The following is a 17,789-nucleotide window of genomic DNA, read 5'->3' on the forward strand; positions in this document are numbered from 1 at the left end:
GTAACTCCGATCTCTATTGGGCTTCGCGCGGTGCTGGTGGTGGTAACTTTGGAATATGTACTTCGTTTAAGTTTCGAACACATAAAATTAATACGGTAGGATTTGCAGAAATAAGCTGGGGGATATCAGATTTAAAACCTGTATTAACCTCTTGGCAAGAATATACGCTACCTTGCGCTAATAAACGACTTACAACTACTCTTTTTATGTCTGCAGGATTAGAACCATCATTATTAATGCAAGGTGTATTTCTCGGTTCTGTACAAGAATTGCAGTCGCTACTACAGCCATTACTAGAAGCCGGTTCACCACTGCAAGTAACTATCGAAGAAATACCATGGGCAGAAGCAGCAGCGAAAATAGCTGAGAAGCAACCTGCAACACCTTTACCATTTAAAAGTGTTGGTCCATATGTATATGAACTATTACCAGAAGAAGGACTATCCATTATCGATCACTTTATTAATAATGCACCTCCCTTTTCCACCACCTCCGTATTTTTCCACGGATTAGGCGGTGCTGTTGCTGAGGTGCCAAATGAGGCGACTGCTTACTTTTACCGAAAAGCACTATCAAACATGTCAATATTCGCTACTTGGGAGCAACCAGAAGGTGCTGGCGGAAGTATTCGATGGGTTGAAGACTTCCGTTTGGCAATGCTTCCATTTACAAAAGGTGTCTATGTTAATACTCCTGACCTATCCATTAAAAATTGGCCAGATGCATACTTCAGTTGCAACTTTGACCGATTAATGGAAGTAAAAGCAAAATATGATCCGAAAAATGTCTTTAACTTTCCGCAAAGTATTCCGCTTTTTTAAACTATATATTCCACCTAATATATCAAAATATAAAACATCCATTTTTAAATGGGTGTTTTATAAACTAAGTTTACATAATATAATTATTAGTTACTTTTTTTACTAAATATCTATTCAACAATCCAAAGTAACACTTTCTCAAACTCTTTTTTGGGCAACATACTTTCTTTTATATAGCCATTCTTTTAATTGTACTTCATCCAAAGTTTCGTTCCCCTCTCGTAATCTTTCACACTATATTCGCTCGTTTTTCACAAAAGGTTCATTTTACATGAAAATTTATTTATTACAATAAAAATATAAGGTATATTTTTAAGAAAAGGAGGATTTCAAGAATGAATCAAGAGGATAAAATTTACGCTGAAAAAGTGTTGGAAAATCTATTCATCGGATCACAAGTTGATGGATTACAATTTGGTATTTCTCCAGCCGCTATAAAGATTCATTTCACAAACTTTCACGACTCAGTTGATTATGACGGACAATTATATATCAATATCGAATCCAAATGGTGTTTATTTAATAAACCTCAAAAAAGATACCCATTAAATGAAGATGAATTTGAAGTTTATTCTGAGGAAGAAGAATATGAAAGAATATTTAAGATAAGAAGACAAAAAGTTACCGATATACGACTCGGCTTAGAAAGCCCTCATTTAATTATTACATTAGAGAGTGGACAAATTATTTTTGTAAATGGTTTTCATGATTATTATGAATGTTGGCAATCTGGTGTTCTATGTGAGCAATGGCTTGTAGTCGCTGCACCTGGGAATGAAATCGCTACTTGGGCTCCCGATGAGTTTATCGATAAATAAACTGTCTTCACGAAGAAGAACCGAAGATATTTTATGAACTACATAACTATTTCTATTACACTTAAACGAATGACCATTTTACTTTAATAGAACTCACTTTATTAAAGCTGAAAGGATGATAATGATGGCATGTGTCCATGATTTTGGAATAATTGACGATTTTACTTCTCAAAAAAATTACGAAGATTATACACCAGAGAAATATCATTGTATTTCTGTTGATGATGATATTATCAGTAGCTTAAATCGAAATTTATCAATTATGAAAACCTACTTTCATACAGTCAAAAATCAAGAACACGGTTTAGCTCATTACGGTATTACAATTATCCCGCCTGAATCATTAGCAATTTTCTATGAAACAGTTACATCTTCAAAGTTCTTCAGAAAATATGATGAGCTGAATGAGTTAGCTTCAAAAATTGTACAAGCCGCAGCAGAACAGAAGTACATGATCCATTATGGGGTTTAAATGTAATTCAAAAAATGCTTAGGATTTCTCCGAAGCATTTTTTGTATGTTACTAATAAATTTATTTCCTTAACCATTTAGTCCATGATTGAGCCTATGGCCCCACCTTTTACAAGTGAGGGCGCCCCTATTAATCTAAATAGGCGTCTCATTTCCAATCTTCCAGCTAAACCATTTCCCATGCCCTTCTGTTTCTCCAACCGTTTCACGATATTCGTTTCCGTTAATATAATAATCAATATGAAGGTCACGATCCCACATGTTGTTATAAAGGTGGAATACATCACGTTTTGCGCCAATTTCTTGTATTTGTTTTTCTAACTTATGTTTTACTTGTTCTGGTATTTGATTTGCGACGTGTGTATGGAAAATACAAATAACAGCTTCTTCACTTATTTGTTCAATAATAGATGATAATAGCTCTACACCGTCTCCTTCTATGAATTGGACAGATTCATTTTTCACTAAAGATGCAGCTTGATCAAACATCTCAAGCCTTTCTTTATGTTCTGGCCAAATTAAAGCACGTAACCATAAATAATCTTCCTCATTATGTAAATCATTCACATGTAAGTCCAGTCCGATTCTTTCTACGACAGATGGGCTTTCTTTTAGAAAATGCGGTACATTCTCCCCTCTTATTTCAGAAGTTACATGCACATTTGAATTTATATTTCCGTACATTTCATCCGTCCCGTACGAATAACTATATTGGTCCCAGAACAGTTGCAACCCAGAACTTGTCCCAATTTCAATTAACGCTAACGGCTTCTTCACTTTGTTAAATATGTAGCAGAAACTTGGGTATAAGTATGCACACCGTCTTACTTCATTCGTTTGAACGAGCTTCGTTTGTAACAATGTAATGATTTCTTCTCGGTACTCTTTACAGAAATCTTTAAAATGATCAAAAGCTTTATCTAAATTTGTATCGGCATTTTCAACTAAACTACTATAATACGTTTTTAAATAATGTTCTTTCCCTGTTAATAATAAATAATGTACTGCACCTAATAGTAAGTTTGGGACTGGTTGACCTACCTGAGCAGAGGACGATAGTGTAAGTACTTCCTCATCTTCAGCAATTTTCATTGATAAATATTCATATAAATCACTTGACCCTTTACATTCCTTTATTGAAAAGTTTCGAAATAAGTTTGAAATTTGTTCTTTTGTACACATTAGAGTCCCTCCTTTTTATTTTTCAGAATAATCTTACCATTACAGAAAGAATAATCCCATAAAAAGGTACTCGATTTAGTCACTTAAGGATACGTAAGCTTTTTCGAGATAATTTCAAACTGTAATTTTTTTCTATTTATCACCTTAAAAGAGCTTGTTAAATAAGATTTTTAGCGAATAAAACGTTAAATAGTTTAAAATTATCAGATAACACTAGATATTTTAGTCTATTAATTATTATAATAGAGTATGAGATGGTTATATAATTGAGACAAAAAAGGTATACACCTAGGTGGGGCCTAGGCGGTGTTTCTCTTTTACGGCTTAGACATAGAAAACACCTACACTTTTTTGCCAATATAGGGGATGGAGAGATTATCATGAGCAACATGCAGCAAAAAACAGACGTTATCTTAATTGGTGCAGGAATTATGAGTGCAACGTTAGGCTCATTACTAAAAGAATTAGCACCAGAATGGGAAATTAAAGTTTTTGAAAAACTCGCAAGTGCCGGGGAAGAAAGCTCTAACGAATGGAATAATGCAGGTACAGGGCATTCTGCGCTATGCGAACTGAACTATACTTCCGAAAAATCTGACGGATCTATAGATATTAGTAAGGCTGTAAAAGTGAATGAGCAATTCCAGCTTTCAAGACAATTTTGGGCATATCTTGTAAAGAGCAAATTAATTCGTAATCCACAAGATTTTATTATGCCACTACCTCATATGAGTTTAGTACAAGGGGAAAAAAATGTTGAATTTCTAAAAAACCGTTTTGAAGCGCTTTCAAAAAATCCACTGTTTCAAGGAATGGAATTTTCTGATGCTCCTGAAACATTAAAAAAATGGCTTCCACTCATTATGGAAGGCCGCACATCTAATGAACCGATGGCGGCAACGAAGATTGACTCTGGAACAGATGTTAACTTCGGTGCATTAACACGTATGTTGTTTGATTACTTAAAAACAAAAAATGTCGAGCTAAACTACAAGCATAGTGTCGAAAATATTAAGCGCACGAAAAATGGTTTGTGGGAAGTAAAAGTACACGATATGAATAGTGGTAAAATTGAGCATCATACTGCTAAATTCGTCTTTATTGGCGGTGGTGGCGGTAGTCTACCTCTACTTCAAAAGACTGGTATCCCTGAATCAAAGCATATCGGAGGATTCCCGGTAAGTGGACTATTTATGGTATGTAAAAACCAAAAAGTTGTAGAGCAACATCATGCGAAAGTATACGGTAAAGCTAAAGTTGGCGCTCCGCCAATGTCTGTACCTCATCTAGATACGAGATATATAGACAATAAAAAAGCTTTACTGTTTGGACCATTCGCAGGCTTCTCACCTAAATTCTTAAAAACTGGCTCAAACCTTGACTTAATCGGTTCTGTAAAACCGAATAACGTCTTAACGATGTTAGCTGCTGGTGTAAAAGAAATGGGACTTACAAAATACTTAATTCAGCAAGTTATGTTATCGCACGAAAAACGTATGGAAGAATTACGCGAATTCATTCCGAACGCGAAAAGTGAAGATTGGGATATTGTAGTTGCTGGACAACGTGTACAAGTAATTAAAGATACTGATGCTGGCGGTAAAGGAACACTTCAATTTGGTACAGAAGTAGTAAGTGCAGCTGACGGCTCAATCGCCGCATTACTAGGTGCATCACCAGGTGCTTCTACTGCTGTTCACGTCATGCTTGAAGTATTAGAAAAATGTTTCCCAAGCCGCATGGTAGAATGGGAAGAAAAAATAAAAGAAATGATTCCTTCATATGGCATTTCACTAACTGAAAATCCAAGATTGTTCCAAGATCTTCACACTTCGACTGGTCGTACACTTGGATTAAACGAAAAAGAAACTGTTCATAATTAATGAAGAAATAAAAAAAACGTCCGATATATTCGGACGTTTTTTTTGTCTACTAAAAATTATACTTATCAATATTATCTTTCGTAAATACAACTCGTTCTGGCAATACGATAATTCCGTTTCCTTCTGCCTCATAATCATATCCTTGAATGGAGTTTGGCTCTACTTTCACTTTTCCGATTCCTTTTACTTCAAAGCTATCCCCTACTTTTAACTTCTTTCCTTTTACAACAATCTCATTTGCTACATAAGTTGCCAACGCACCTTGCTGTTTGACATCCCATAATCCGAATTGTTGTACTGTTCCTCGTTTTACATAATCACGCATAACGTTCGGTGTAGAAAATCCAGTTACCACTACTTTTTTATCCATTTTTAAGTTTTCAGCTGCTTGCGCCATGGCTGGGAGTGCTGTTGCATCTGGACAAATAACTGCGTTAATATCTGGATACGTTTTTAATATGTTCTCCCCTACGGATAAAGATTTTTGTGCATTATTTTCACCGTACTGCGTCGTTACAATTTCCCAGCTCGGATATTTCTTTTTAATAATTTCTTTCGCTTTCGTTACCCATTGGTTTTGATCCGTTACTGTTGGACTAGAATAAAAGAACGCTACTTTCCCTTTATCTCCAATTTGCTTGGAAGTCATTTCAATTAATAAGTTAGCAAGTTGGTCTGGTGTCCCTTGACTTATATAAAAAGAACGGTCTTTGGGATTCACATCAGAATCCCACGTTAAGACAGTCATTCCTTTTTTCTTAGCACGTTGCAATGATTGCGATAAACCATCAACTGATGTAGAGGAAACCATAAGTGCATCATAATTTTGGTTAATAAAATTATTTATATACTTTACTTGCCCTGATACACTCGCTTCAGACGGCCCATCATATTTCACTTGTACGCCTAGCTTATCTCCCATCTCCTTTGCTCCTTCACCGCCCGATGTAAAGAAGCCAACTCCAGTTAATTTCGGGATAAATGCAAATTTCACATCATCAGCCTTTTTCTTATCTGCCGTTTGGCTAGAACACGCAATTAAACCGATTAAACAAATGCATACAATCAATACAATCCCTAGTTTTCTCTTCATGACATTTCCCCCTTATGCAAATTCTTTCTTTTCTCCGGTATGAATTGATGTAATTTGAAATGTCTCATAATAACTGAAAGAATAAGGATAATACCTATTACGACATTTGATTGTTCATTTGTTAAGCCTGTCATTTGTAGGCCATATTGCATAAGGCCTATAAAAATACTTGCAAGTACAGTACCGAAAATACTTCCTTTTCCACCTGTAATAAGTGTCCCTCCTAATACGACTGCTGTAATGATTGGTAAAATTGTTTCATTTCCCATATCAGCACGTGCGGAACCAAAATATGCGGTTAAGAAAGCACCTCCTAATCCACCTCCTAACCCAGAAAGTATGTAAGCGATAATGACTACTTTTTTCGTTTTAATCCCGGTGTATTTTGCTGTATTTTCATTCGCACCTGTTAATTTTACGTAGCGTCCATATATCGTTCGGTGAAACAAAATTGTGTATACAATTGTTAATGAAATAAGTAACCATAATAAATTGGGTATTCCTATAAAACTACCATTTGCTAGTTGTACATAAGTATCAGGTAAACCGCTTATCCCTTCATATCCAGAAGCACCTGCTCCTCCTGAAATGACGAGTGCAATTCCTCCGTATAAAAACATCGTTCCGAGTGTAACGACGAGTGGTTCTACATCTGTCATTTTTATAATGAGTCCGTTTAAAGCGCCTGCTAAACAACTAATTATTAGGGCGATTATGACAGCAAACAAAATAGGTATTCCGTTCATCCAAAGTACACCAATCAAGATCGAAGTGAGCCCCATTATTGATCCGACCGATACATCAATTCCTCCTGTTACAATAACGAAAGTCATTGGTATCGCCGCAATTGCGATAAATAGGAAATCATTTGTACTAAAAAGGAGATTACTAATATTTAAGAAATCACTATTTATAAAACTAAAAAGGATGAATTCTATAAGAAGTAATACAATTAGAACCCCTTCCCATCTATATAAATACTTCATAGATTCATCCTCCTTTTTGCCTTCCACTTTTTCATAACACTATCTAATATGATGATAAGTAATAATAAAAAACCTGAAATGGCATTATTCCAAAATGCTGGTATTTTTAAAAAGACGAGTGAGCTGCTTATTGTTTCTAAAAATAACGCTCCTAATGCAGCTCCAAATAAAGATCCTGTTCCTCCTTTTAAATGAATTCCTCCTAGTACAGCGGCTGCGATTACTTGTAATTCTAATCCTGTACCTGTTTGATTTGGGACGAACCCGATATTCATAACAAATATGCAACCAGCGAGCGCAGCGCTTATGCCTGAAATCATAAACGCATATATCTTCACTTTATTAACAGGTATACCAATAAGCCTCGCGCCATCTTCATTATCACCTACCGCATAAAAGTATCTTCCCAATGGCACTTTTCTTAAAAAGAAGTATAGTAGTAGTAAAATAATAAAAACGAACCATACAGTTATAGGTAAACCAAGAATGATGATAGATGACAGCTGCTTAAAATCGTTTGGAATATCTTCAATCCACTTCCCGCCTGTGAAAATTAACATTGCACCTCTAATAATTCCTAACATGCCTAATGTCATAATAATGGCTGGTACCCGAAACTTCGCAACTCCAATACCATTTACGAAACCGATAATGGCCCCAAGTATAATAGCTACAAATATCGACAAGAATGCACTGTCCCCATTCGTTAACATCATTCCGCAAACTGCTGCACTTAACCCCATGCTTGAACCAACTGATACATCTATATTTTTCGTAAATAAGACGAACGATTGACCGATTGCTAGCACGACTAAAATAACGCTTGATTTCATCAGTAAAGATAACGAGTTAAACTGAACAAAACTAGGATTTATTATCCCAACAATGGCTATATAAATTAGTAGTAACAGTATGATAGACGTTTCGTGCACTTTATACATACGTTTCATTCCATTACACCTCCGTATGCAAGACGTGTAACTTCTTCTACACTTATTTGTTCTTTCTCCAAATGAGAAACAAATTGACCATTTCGCATGACGTATACACGGTTAGCTAATTGGACAATTTCCTCAACATCTGAAGAAATTAATAATATGGCGAGTCCTTCCCTTTTCATTTTTTCTATCGTCTCATACACTTCAAGCCTCGCTTTTGCATCAATTCCGCGAGTTGGTTCATCAAGAATAATGATTTTTGGATTACACGCGAGATATTTCGCAAGTACGACTTTTTGCTGATTACCTCCCGATAAAGATGTAAGTTCTTCATTCATACTTGATACAACAATTTGGAACTTTTCTATAAATGACTTCACTAAAGCGCTTTCTTTTTCTCGGTTAATAAAAAAGCGATTATTGTGCTGTAAACATGCTGCAGTAACATTTTCTTTGACAGATACAATTGAGAAAATTCCATTTCTCGCCCTATCTTCCGGCACATAAACGAGCCCTTCACTTAGTCTTTTATGCAAAGAACATGTATCAATTGATTTTCCTTCTAATAAAATAGAACCTGATTTTATAGCTTTCAATCCGAATATCGCTTCCGCTAATTCCGTTCTGCCAGATCCTATAATGCCAGCAACACCTACAACCTCACCCGCATGTACAGTGAATGATATATTTTCGAATGCGTGACCATTTATATCAACCACTTCTAATATTTTTTTCGTCTTTGCTGTCTCTTGAACTACTTCTATTTTCTCTTTCTGTTTATATCCTTTTGGCAATAGTCCCTCCATCAGCATGTCATATGTATAGTCACATACATCACCTTGGCTTACAACCATTCCATCACGTAGTATTGCTACTTTGTTGGCAATTTCAAAGATTTCTGGAAAACGATGCGTAATATAAATCATCCCAATTCCTTTTTCTTGTAAACTTTTCATCAACACAAAAAGACTCTTAATTTCGTGTGTTGTTAATGTCGATGTTGGCTCATCTAGAATAAGAATCTCAGCTTCTCTTATTAATCCTCTAACGATTTCTACTAACTGTTGCTGCGCAATTGATAATGATGCTCCTAACTCATAAAGGTCAATATCCCACCCTAGACTGTTAATCAATTGCTGAATCTGTACTCTTAGTTTCTTTTTCTTTTCTTTTAACCCGATACATATATTTTCTTCAATAGTCATATGCGGAAAAATGAGTGGTTCTTGCGGTATTAAATAAATACCTTTTCTATGTGCTTCTGACGGATTTGAAAACTGTTGCTTCATTCCTTTTACATACATCTCTCCATCATCATACGAATATAACCCCATTAATATTTTCATTAATGTTGATTTCCCGGCGCCATTCCCCCCCACTAAAGCGTATATATCTCCACGCTCTACTTGTAAGTTCACTTCTTTTAATACAAGTTGATTTAAAAACGCCTTACTCATTTTCTTTATTTGTAATAAAGGTACGTTCTCCACATGATGTCACCTGCCTTTATCCAGAACATTTTTTGAGAAAATGATTATTTGTTCTACTTGTTTTGTAGCATTGTATATTCCTTTTTTTATATCTAGAACACTTTTTTCAATGTACTATTAATCGTTTCAACTGGAATAAACAAAATATGTGACACATATGTTTAAGCATTGGTCAATTGTTGAAAGGGATGAAGAGTATGTCACAGCTGAACTTTGAAGAAAATTTATTAACTAAAGTAGCTTGGTACTATTATAAAGATCAATTAACACAACAAGAGATTGCTTCACTCCTTCATATTTCAAGAAATAAAGTCGTCCGGTTATTAGGTAAGGCACGCAGTGAAGGTATCGTTACATTTCACGTAAAAGGGACCGGTTTTCATTGCTTGAGCATTGAACGTGACTTAATGAAAAAGTTCCACTTGAAAGATGCCTTTATTATCCCTACTCCAATAGACAATTATGCTACTTCTCTCGGAAAAGCCGCTGCACAATATTTAGAGACTCATCTCCAACAAGGTGATTTACTCGGCATCGGCTGGGGTGAAACAATAAGTAAAATGCTAGAAAACATTCATTTTGAAAGTTCTATTAATCTTTCATTCGTAACGCTAACAGGCGGAGTAAACCACTATCTTCCAAGAAAACAAAATTATTTACATTACATGCAAGGTGATCTTCATATTATTCCTACTCCTTTTCTAGCATCTTCTACTGAAATGGCACAAAGTATTTTATCAGAACCAAGTGTGAAAGATATGCTTCATGTCGCTTCACTTGCACATACGGCAGTTGTCGGTATTGGCGGGTTATCTCAAGACGCTACGATTGTAAAAGAAGAAAAATTAACGCTACGTGAAATGACATATATTCGAAGTCAAAATGGGGCGGGCGATATTTTAGGACAGTTTTATAATACGAATGGTGATTTATTAGAGCTCTCGCATCATAATCGTCTAATTGGCACACCACTTACGATTCTTCGCAGCATGAAGCATGTCATTGGTGTGGCTGGAGGTACTCAAAAGATAGATGCCATTTATGGGGCTTTAAAAGGGAAATTTATTCATACATTAATTACTGATGAAGAAACTGCGCTCTCCTTATTAAGAAAGGAAGGTGATTCTTAATGTCTACTTTATTAGCTTTCGATGCTGGTACAGGAAGCATTCGAGCTGTTCTCTTTGATTTACATGGCAATCAAATTGCAGTAAGTCAAAAAGAATGGGTTCATAAAACTGATCCTCGTTACCCCGGTTCTATGAATTTTGATGTAGAAGAAAACTGGCAACTTGTACAACAGTGTACGAAAGAAGTTCTGCAAAAAAGTAATATACTTCCCTCTTCTATTCAAGCTATTAGCGCTACAAGTATGCGAGAAGGTTTTGTTTTATATGATAAAAATGGGCAAGAAATATGGGCATGTGCAAATGTTGATGGCCGTGCATCCGCTGAAGTTAGTGAGCTAAAAGAAATCCGCTCACATCTTGAAGAAGATTTATACAGAAAATCTGGGCAAACTTTTTCATTAGGTGCTTTACCACGTCTACTTTGGGTTAAAAAACATGAACTAGACATCTACAACAATATTCAATCCTTTTCGATGTTAAATGATTGGATTTTGTATAAATTAAGCGGCGTACTGCAAATCGATCCTTCCAACGGTTGTACGTCCGGAATCTTTGATTTACAAAATAGAAATTGGGATAACGAAGTCGCTAAAGAATGTGGTATAACGTTGCCATTTTCACCAAAAGTAAATGAAGCTGGCACTGTAATTGGTAATGTTACAAAAGAGTGTGCAGCACTAACTGGTTTACTTGAAGGGATTCCTGTCGTCGCTGGTGGCGGTGATGCTCAAATGGCAGCACTCGGGACTGGAGTCGTAAAGCTAAATCAAACTTTAATATGCGGCGGCAGCTTTTGGCAACAGGAAGTGAATATTACAGAGTCAACAACGGATCCAAATGCTGCAATTCGAGTAAATTGTCACGTCGTTCCGAACCTTTGGCAATATGAAACGATTGCCTTTTTCCCTGGCCTCGTTATGCGTTGGTTTCGAGACGCTTTTTGCCAAGAAGAAAAAAAGTTCGCTGAAAAACTCGGTGTAGACGCTTATGAATTATTAGAAGAACAAGCGAAAGACGTACCTGTCGGTTCATATGGTATTATCCCTACTTTTTCAAACGTTATGAACTACATTTCTTGGCGTCATGCCGCACCTTCATTCTTAAATTTAAGTTTAGACGCTGACAAATGCGGAAAAAAAGAAATGTTCCGTGCTATTGAAGAAAATGCGGCCTTCGTTACACTTGGAAACTTAAAACTAATTGAAAATCTTACTGGTACATTCCCTTCTGAAGTTGTTTTTGCTGGCGGTGCCGCTAAAGGGAAACTATGGCCACAAATTCTATCAGACGTACTCGGCATTCCTGTAAAAGTACCAGTTGTGAAAGAAGCAGCTGCTTTAGGAACTGCAATTGCTGCTGGAGTTGGCGCTGGCATATATTCATCTATGGAAGAGACTGCCGAACAATTTGTACAGTGGGAAAATACATTTGAACCAATCACTGAAAATCACGAGCTATACAAAGAATTCTATGAAACATGGAAAACCGTGTATAGCAGTCAGCTCGCTTTAGCTGATAAAGGACTTACAACACATATGTGGATTGCACCTGGTGCACTGTAACTCATTTACATAAAGGAGTGAACTGTATGTTAAAAGCGAATGAAAATGATTTCTCCTATCGCTTCGGTGATAACGGGCCGAAATATTTAATACAAGGCCCGAATATTGATCTTGGTCTTGTTGTCATTCAGCCTGGGCAAGAATTTCAAAATCATTACCATACAACGTGTGAAGAAGTTTTTTATGCGTTAGAAGGTGAAATAGACTTCTATGTAAATAACGAAAGAGTTCCGATTAAACAAGGTGATGTCCTGCAAGTTCGCCCTCATGAATCTCACTATCTGATTAACCATTCTGACAAACCTTTTAAAGCTGTTTTTATAAAGTCACCACATTTACCAAATAAAGATACGGTACAAACGGAAAATCCAACATTAACGAAGGAGTGATTTTGAATGACTTGGGGATTTAAAAATCGATTAAATACAATTTTACCTGATGGTAGAGCGGTTATGTTAGCAATAGATCACGGCTACTTTTTAGGGCCAATTCACGGGCTAGAACAACCACTTGAAACAGTTAAAAACTTACTTCCTTATACAGACTCCCTCTTTTTAACACGCGGTGTACTTAGCTCCTGCATTCCTGAAAACTGCAGCACACCGATGGTTATGCGTGTATCCGGTGGCGCTACTGTCGTCGGTAAAGATTTAGCGAATGAAACAATTGTTACACCTGTGAAGGAAGCAGTGAAGCAAAACGCAATTGGCGTTGGCGTTTCTGTTTTTGTCGGATCAGACTATGAAACACAAACTGTTACAAATCTCGCAAATGTAGTTTCTGAAGCTCATGATTACGGCCTACCAGTACTCGGCATTACCGCAGTCGCAAAGGAATTACAAAAACGTGAAGCTCGCTTTCTAGCACTTGCTTCCCGCGTATGTGTTGAAATGGGTGCTGATATTATTAAAACGTATTACTGCGAAGGATTCGAAAAAATAACGAGCACATGCCCTGCCCCAGTCGTCATCGCGGGCGGCCCAAAACTAGATTCAATTGAAGACGCATTAAACATTACGTACAATGCATTGCAAGAAGGCGCTATCGGAGTAGACATGGGCCGAAACATATGGCAATCCGAGCACCCAGCTGCGATGATTCAAGCAATACATGGCATTGTGAAAAATGGATTGAATGTGAAAGAGGCACTTGAACTTTATGATGATGTGAAGAATTAATGTGAAAAGACAGACTATTTATTAGTCTGTCTTTTTTGTTAAAATAAAGTAAAGGAGGAATGATTATGCGAAGAATGACTTTCGAACGTCCTACCAATCATTACGATGAACGCTTATACTCTATTGATGAAAAAATTTGCGCCCTATTAAAAGAACGAAAAGAACTTTCAGGTGATGACCCAGGTTTTCCACATGATGAAGCGATTTATAAATGGGCTAAGCAATACGAATTCTATCCAGACTATCTAAACTCATTATTCTCTTCCATGATGGATGAAGAAGAATTTAAACCTCGCGTTGAACCAACTGAGTTTAAAAAACATGTACCTGTTTTTTAAACTTATGAACATAATGGCGTCATGTATACTGTAACTTTTATTCGGCAATATGCAAATGCTAGTGTAGTTTATTTATATAGCGATTGGGATTCCACGGATGAAGCTTTTATTGAAAATAAGCCTCATAGTTTCTTCCAATTATCAATAGATGATACATACGATTGCTGGTCAGAAGGTGGTGGCGGCACCGATGGACATATGAATCATCAATTCGTTATATCTCCTGTCCTTCCTGATAATTTGTCTGGAATAAGCTTTCGATTTAAAGAACTCAGTATGCCGTTTAGGAAAGATCAAGCTGTGATTGAATTTGAAATTCAGATAGACAAATAAGGTGAGACTTTAATCAATCCACAAATAGTAAGATAAATAAGGTAATAAAATAAACAAGCCCCTTTCCAAACTGGATAAGGGGCTAAATATACACCTTCAAATGATTACTCTTGGTGATTACTATTAAGCTTTGAAACTTTCTTACCTTCTCTATAATCAAGACAAGACACTTCAATTAATAAGCCATTAAATACTGTAAAATAAAAACCATAACTACTACCTCGCATCGAATAAGGTTCCTTATCTATTTCAATGCCGCCTGCTACTAAACGATTATACGCTTGATCAACTTCATTTGAAGTATCCACTAAAAAACCAATATGAAAAGCTTCCGGATACGTAACTTCCTTATTCCCTTTAAATGCTTTTGGATCACTTAGCACAAGTATAAATCCACTCTCATCACTCATAACTACAAGTGCTTTCCCTTTTTGCTCCAAAAATTGAAAATCAAAAAATGTTTCAAAGAAATGTCTCGCTTCCGATAAATCATCAACACATAAATTTAAATGATTCAGCTTCATGTACTCATCTCCTTTTAAACAGAAGGTATATAGACTCATTTTCATAACACTTAAATATGTAAGGCAAGCTATTCAAGCGTTCCATCTAAGACTATGCTTTATAAGTCTAATATTTTTTTCTATAGCCTAGAACGTTTTTTAAATGAATGAAAGATTTTCTATCATTTACATCCCCCCAGTAATAAAAAAAGAGGATACATGTTTGCTTCTACAACATGTATCCTCTACTTATATATTACGACTGCTGATAAGCCGCTTTCGATGATTTTACATAATAAACTGCATGATCCACATTAATAATATGATCTGGTTTTGGTTTACCACGGCCTGCTCTATGTCCAGCTAAATGTTCTTCACTTGTTTCCCAGTTTTTCCATGCTTCTTCAGATTCCCAGCGAATCATTACGACAACTTCTTCGTCGCCGCGTCTTACTTTTTTCACAAGAACACTTAAATCGATGAAGCCTTCAAATTTTTCAATAATACCTTCTCCAGTGAAACGTTCTACAACTATATTTGATGTACCTTCTTTTACTGTAAATGTTTTCGTTTCGATAAACATATATCCCACTCCCTCTTTGTTATACGAATACTAGTATTCTTCTATTATAATTGATTATGATAATTATTTTCAATTGTAAAGTTTTAATTTTTTGAATTATGCTGATTTCTTTTCTATCGCCTCATCTAAAAATTTGAAATATGGAAGTAACATCCCTATTAAAGATGTAACACATATAATTGCACCGATGATTACATATAGCGCTCTTACTCCCCACATTTCACTCAATATTCCCCCTACTAACACACCTAATGGCATAGCGGATCGTATAAAAAATAAACGCACTGAAAATACTTGTCCTATCATATTATTTGGGACGGTTTGTTGGCATATTGTCGTGTTATGAACATTGAAAAATGCAATACAAATCCCTGCTATTACTTCAATTATTATTGCAATGATAATACTATGATTGAATCCTAATGAAATGTATGTGAGTCCCCCTATAAACAATCCTCCGAGCATAAGTATACGCCGGCTTTTATATGTTACTTTTCCGACTAGTATAGATCCAACTACATAGCCAAGTGGGAATCCGGCCATAAAATAACCATATTCCGCATATCCCGCTGATAGCTCGTCTTTTATATAAGGAAGATTTGTGACCATCGTTACCCCAACTCCAAATTGCACGAAAGTAAGAAATATACCGAGCCAAACGATGATTGGTTTTGTGAAAAAATATGTAAAACCGTGAAGAAATTGTTCTAGCCACGTTTTCCGAATAGGTTGCGACGTTCTATTTTCTTTTATATAAAATAAGAAAGCACCACTAACAAATAGACAAATACATACGAAAGATAATGTAAGTTCTGTTCCAATCAAATGAATGACTACTCCGCCTAATACTGGCGCAAGAAACATCATAAGGCGAGTCATTCCATCAATGTACGCATTTGCATCTTGAAGTTGTTCTTTCCCTACAATGCTCGGTGTAATTGCTTGACTTGCAGGTGTATAAAGTGGTGTAATAAGTCCTACTACAATTTGAACAACATAAATGTGCCAAACTTCTATACTACCTGTAACTAGCATCACCAAAGGTAATAAGAATACGGACGCTCGTATCCATTGTGAACAAATCATAATCCACTTCCGGCTCCATTTATCAATAAATGGGCCACTTATTAATTGCAATATGAGTGATGGGATGAAATATAATAGCCACATACTACTTAAAGCCATTTCCGATCCTGTTAATTCATATACTAGAATTGAATTACATAACGTTCCGAAAGCCCCTCCTAATTCTGAGATTGCACTACCAATCCACATAAAAAAGAAAGAACGATTTTTCAATACACTCTTCACTATAGCTCACCAACTTTTCTCTTAAATTCCTCCCTTTATGTACATTCTTGTTGCATATTATCTATTCAAAAACGCTTCTAATTCTTTTGCTAACGACTGCACTGCTTTCTTCCTTAATACATACTTTCCGTCATGTATATCAACTAACTTCGCTGCACGTAACAATTTCAAATGATGGTGTACTGTCGATTTTCCAAGCTGCAATCTTTCCGTTATTTCCTGTAAAGTACGTTCTTTTTCAAACAACATTTTTACAATTCGCAATCTCGCTTCATCCCCAAGAGCCTTATGTTTTTGAACTAAAAAATAATTCGGCTCATACGGATCTTCGGGATGAATGCTTTCATTCGCAACTGGATAATGAAATACTTTCGTATCTTCAATATCTGCTTCAATATTCCACGGTCTGTACGTCATTTGCGGAATAAGAAGTACGTGATGAACACTTGGCTCTGGCATATAGTTCACTCCGCCAGTCGCCCATTCGACAAACTCTTCCGGCTTCATCTTTTTATTCATTTCATTTTTTGCTTCATAATCTCGTTTTAATATAGAAAATATTTCTTCTTCCTCTTTCTTAATTACACTCTCATACCAACCTGTCATAACAGCAATTAAATGAGATTTCAGCACTTGTACATCTACATCACATATAAAGCGAATATAAGTAGAATAAAACTGATGATCATCTGTTAGTTCCTTTAGTTCGTGTATTGCACATACAACTCCCGTTGCAGCTAAACGTCTTTTCTCTTCATACTTCTCTCCTAAAAACGGTAAACATATATACTTCAAATCTTCTTCTGAAAGTGAATCGATTTTAGCATGAAACTGCGATAAATCCTGAAAATCCTCTTCATACAACAACTGAAGCAATGCTTTCCACGTATTATGTTCTTCTACAAACTGTAAGTGTTCTCTCATCTCATTTGTTAATGATTGTCTAATTCCTTCCCATTCACTTTCAGTCTTTTCAAGTGTATCAATTAACCTTTTATGAGTAATTGCTGCAATGCCAAGTGCACATTCGAAAAGTATCGAATATTTCACCTGAACGTTGTATGTTTCCCTCTTTTTACTCTTTATGTGATAGACCTCCATTTTTATCCCCTCCTTGTTTGCTATGTATTAAATTCTATTTTTATCGAATTTTACCTTCTATTCTTTTA

17 protein-coding genes and 1 pseudogene are annotated in these 17,789 nt (G+C 35.9%); 9 read left to right on the forward strand and 9 right to left on the reverse strand.

Translation table 11 applies throughout. The annotated features are described in order from the left end of the window. The 3 genes from H6481_RS25995 to H6481_RS26005 form a co-directional block, all read left to right on the forward strand. On the forward strand, positions 1 to 821 hold an 821-nt coding region (locus H6481_RS25995; protein WP_182813594.1), incomplete at its 5' end, for a BBE domain-containing protein. A 335-nt stretch (positions 822 to 1,156) separates the two neighbouring features. Next, complete coding sequence (locus H6481_RS26000) at positions 1,157 to 1,639, forward strand: hypothetical protein (RefSeq protein ID WP_016512655.1); 483 nt, start codon at positions 1,157 to 1,159, stop codon at positions 1,637 to 1,639. Between the two features lie 121 nt (positions 1,640 to 1,760). Beyond that, positions 1,761 to 2,111: a hypothetical protein gene (locus tag H6481_RS26005; protein ID WP_003270899.1), complete on the forward strand. Its 351-nt coding sequence runs from the start codon at positions 1,761 to 1,763 to the stop codon at positions 2,109 to 2,111. A gap of 134 nt (positions 2,112 to 2,245) precedes the next feature. On the opposite strand, the gene H6481_RS26010 is transcribed toward H6481_RS26005, so the two are convergent. Beyond that, positions 2,246 to 3,292: a DUF2332 domain-containing protein gene (locus H6481_RS26010; protein ID WP_182813596.1), complete on the reverse strand. Its 1,047-nt coding sequence runs from the start codon at positions 3,290 to 3,292 to the stop codon at positions 2,246 to 2,248. A gap of 380 nt (positions 3,293 to 3,672) precedes the next feature. On the opposite strand from H6481_RS26010, the gene H6481_RS26015 reads away from it, so the two are divergent. Next, positions 3,673 to 5,175: a malate:quinone oxidoreductase gene (locus tag H6481_RS26015; protein ID WP_000069161.1), complete on the forward strand. Its 1,503-nt coding sequence runs from the start codon at positions 3,673 to 3,675 to the stop codon at positions 5,173 to 5,175. A gap of 49 nt (positions 5,176 to 5,224) precedes the next feature. On the opposite strand, the gene lsrB is transcribed toward H6481_RS26015, so the two are convergent. Genes lsrB through H6481_RS26035 form a run of 4 tightly spaced genes read right to left on the reverse strand, consistent with a single transcriptional unit; the run spans position 5,225 to position 9,682 of the window. Then, entirely contained in the window at positions 5,225 to 6,268 is a 1,044-nt protein-coding gene (lsrB, locus tag H6481_RS26020) for an autoinducer 2 ABC transporter substrate-binding protein LsrB (RefSeq protein ID WP_182813598.1), read from the reverse strand. Continuing rightward, positions 6,265 to 7,254, reverse strand: coding sequence for an autoinducer 2 import system permease LsrD (locus tag H6481_RS26025; RefSeq protein WP_141528441.1), 990 nt, complete (start codon positions 7,252 to 7,254; stop codon positions 6,265 to 6,267). Before H6481_RS26025 ends, lsrB begins: the two co-directional genes overlap by 4 nt. Next, on the reverse strand, positions 7,251 to 8,204 hold the full coding sequence (locus H6481_RS26030) for a sugar ABC transporter permease (protein WP_095690657.1): 954 nt from the start codon (positions 8,202 to 8,204) through the stop codon (positions 7,251 to 7,253). Before H6481_RS26030 ends, H6481_RS26025 begins: the two co-directional genes overlap by 4 nt. Further along, positions 8,201 to 9,682 (reverse strand): sugar ABC transporter ATP-binding protein, encoded by a 1,482-nt coding sequence (locus H6481_RS26035; protein WP_182813600.1) that lies wholly within the window; start codon positions 9,680 to 9,682, stop codon positions 8,201 to 8,203. The genes H6481_RS26030 and H6481_RS26035 overlap by 4 nt, the downstream gene beginning before the upstream one ends. A gap of 179 nt (positions 9,683 to 9,861) precedes the next feature. On the opposite strand from H6481_RS26035, the gene H6481_RS26040 reads away from it, so the two are divergent. The 5 genes and pseudogenes from H6481_RS26040 to H6481_RS26060 all read left to right on the forward strand — a co-directional run bounded on the left by H6481_RS26040 (position 9,862) and on the right by H6481_RS26060 (position 14,223). Further along, positions 9,862 to 10,812 (forward strand): sugar-binding transcriptional regulator, encoded by a 951-nt coding sequence (locus H6481_RS26040; RefSeq protein ID WP_141528440.1) that lies wholly within the window; start codon positions 9,862 to 9,864, stop codon positions 10,810 to 10,812. Next, positions 10,812 to 12,374: an autoinducer-2 kinase gene (gene lsrK, locus H6481_RS26045; protein ID WP_098276665.1), complete on the forward strand. Its 1,563-nt coding sequence runs from the start codon at positions 10,812 to 10,814 to the stop codon at positions 12,372 to 12,374. Before H6481_RS26040 ends, lsrK begins: the two co-directional genes overlap by 1 nt. Before the next feature lie 26 nt (positions 12,375 to 12,400). Beyond that, positions 12,401 to 12,763, forward strand: a complete 363-nt coding sequence (locus tag H6481_RS26050) for a cupin domain-containing protein (RefSeq protein ID WP_000909986.1) — start codon at positions 12,401 to 12,403, stop codon at positions 12,761 to 12,763. Positions 12,764 to 12,769: 6 nt separating this feature from the next. Further along, complete coding sequence (gene lsrF, locus H6481_RS26055; RefSeq protein ID WP_000219782.1) at positions 12,770 to 13,552, forward strand: 3-hydroxy-5-phosphonooxypentane-2,4-dione thiolase; 783 nt, start codon at positions 12,770 to 12,772, stop codon at positions 13,550 to 13,552. 65 nt (positions 13,553 to 13,617) lie between these two features. Then, positions 13,618 to 14,223: pseudogene (locus tag H6481_RS26060) on the forward strand (hypothetical protein). Between the two features lie 104 nt (positions 14,224 to 14,327). Here H6481_RS26060 and H6481_RS26065 read toward each other — a convergent pair. The 4 genes from H6481_RS26065 to H6481_RS26080 all read right to left on the reverse strand — a co-directional run bounded on the left by H6481_RS26065 (position 14,328) and on the right by H6481_RS26080 (position 17,721). Beyond that, positions 14,328 to 14,747: a VOC family protein gene (locus tag H6481_RS26065; protein WP_000773084.1), complete on the reverse strand. Its 420-nt coding sequence runs from the start codon at positions 14,745 to 14,747 to the stop codon at positions 14,328 to 14,330. A 235-nt stretch (positions 14,748 to 14,982) separates the two neighbouring features. Continuing rightward, positions 14,983 to 15,309: a heme-degrading monooxygenase HmoA gene (gene hmoA / locus H6481_RS26070; RefSeq protein WP_000469496.1), complete on the reverse strand. Its 327-nt coding sequence runs from the start codon at positions 15,307 to 15,309 to the stop codon at positions 14,983 to 14,985. A 96-nt stretch (positions 15,310 to 15,405) separates the two neighbouring features. Further along, positions 15,406 to 16,620 (reverse strand): MFS transporter, encoded by a 1,215-nt coding sequence (locus H6481_RS26075; RefSeq protein ID WP_000843810.1) that lies wholly within the window; start codon positions 16,618 to 16,620, stop codon positions 15,406 to 15,408. Between the two features lie 57 nt (positions 16,621 to 16,677). Next, positions 16,678 to 17,721 carry a metalloregulator ArsR/SmtB family transcription factor gene (locus tag H6481_RS26080; protein WP_048565498.1) on the reverse strand — a complete coding sequence of 348 codons (1,044 nt, stop codon included), beginning with the start codon at positions 17,719 to 17,721 and terminating at the stop codon, positions 16,678 to 16,680. Positions 17,722 to 17,789: the final 68 nt, after the last annotated feature.

The sequence above is a fragment of the Bacillus sp. ME78 genome, from assembly GCF_903970865.1.
GTDB lineage: Bacteria > Bacillota > Bacilli > Bacillales > Bacillaceae_G > Bacillus_A > Bacillus_A cereus.

Coding starts and splice junctions, on each gene's coding strand:
- H6481_RS26000 (WP_016512655.1), top strand. CDS start 1,157: ATGAATCAAGAGGATAAAATTTACGCTGAAAAAGTGTTGGAAAATCTA.
- H6481_RS26005 (WP_003270899.1), top strand. CDS start 1,761: ATGATGGCATGTGTCCATGATTTTGGAATAATTGACGATTTTACTTCT.
- H6481_RS26010 (WP_182813596.1), bottom strand. CDS start 3,292: ATGTGTACAAAAGAACAAATTTCAAACTTATTTCGAAACTTTTCAATA.
- H6481_RS26015 (WP_000069161.1), top strand. CDS start 3,673: ATGAGCAACATGCAGCAAAAAACAGACGTTATCTTAATTGGTGCAGGA.
- lsrB (WP_182813598.1), bottom strand. CDS start 6,268: ATGAAGAGAAAACTAGGGATTGTATTGATTGTATGCATTTGTTTAATC.
- H6481_RS26025 (WP_141528441.1), bottom strand. CDS start 7,254: ATGAAGTATTTATATAGATGGGAAGGGGTTCTAATTGTATTACTTCTT.
- H6481_RS26030 (WP_095690657.1), bottom strand. CDS start 8,204: ATGAAACGTATGTATAAAGTGCACGAAACGTCTATCATACTGTTACTA.
- lsrK (WP_098276665.1), top strand. CDS start 10,812: ATGTCTACTTTATTAGCTTTCGATGCTGGTACAGGAAGCATTCGAGCT.
- H6481_RS26050 (WP_000909986.1), top strand. CDS start 12,401: ATGTTAAAAGCGAATGAAAATGATTTCTCCTATCGCTTCGGTGATAAC.
- lsrF (WP_000219782.1), top strand. CDS start 12,770: ATGACTTGGGGATTTAAAAATCGATTAAATACAATTTTACCTGATGGT.
- H6481_RS26065 (WP_000773084.1), bottom strand. CDS start 14,747: ATGAAGCTGAATCATTTAAATTTATGTGTTGATGATTTATCGGAAGCG.
- hmoA (WP_000469496.1), bottom strand. CDS start 15,309: ATGTTTATCGAAACGAAAACATTTACAGTAAAAGAAGGTACATCAAAT.
- H6481_RS26080 (WP_048565498.1), bottom strand. CDS start 17,721: ATGGAGGTCTATCACATAAAGAGTAAAAAGAGGGAAACATACAACGTT.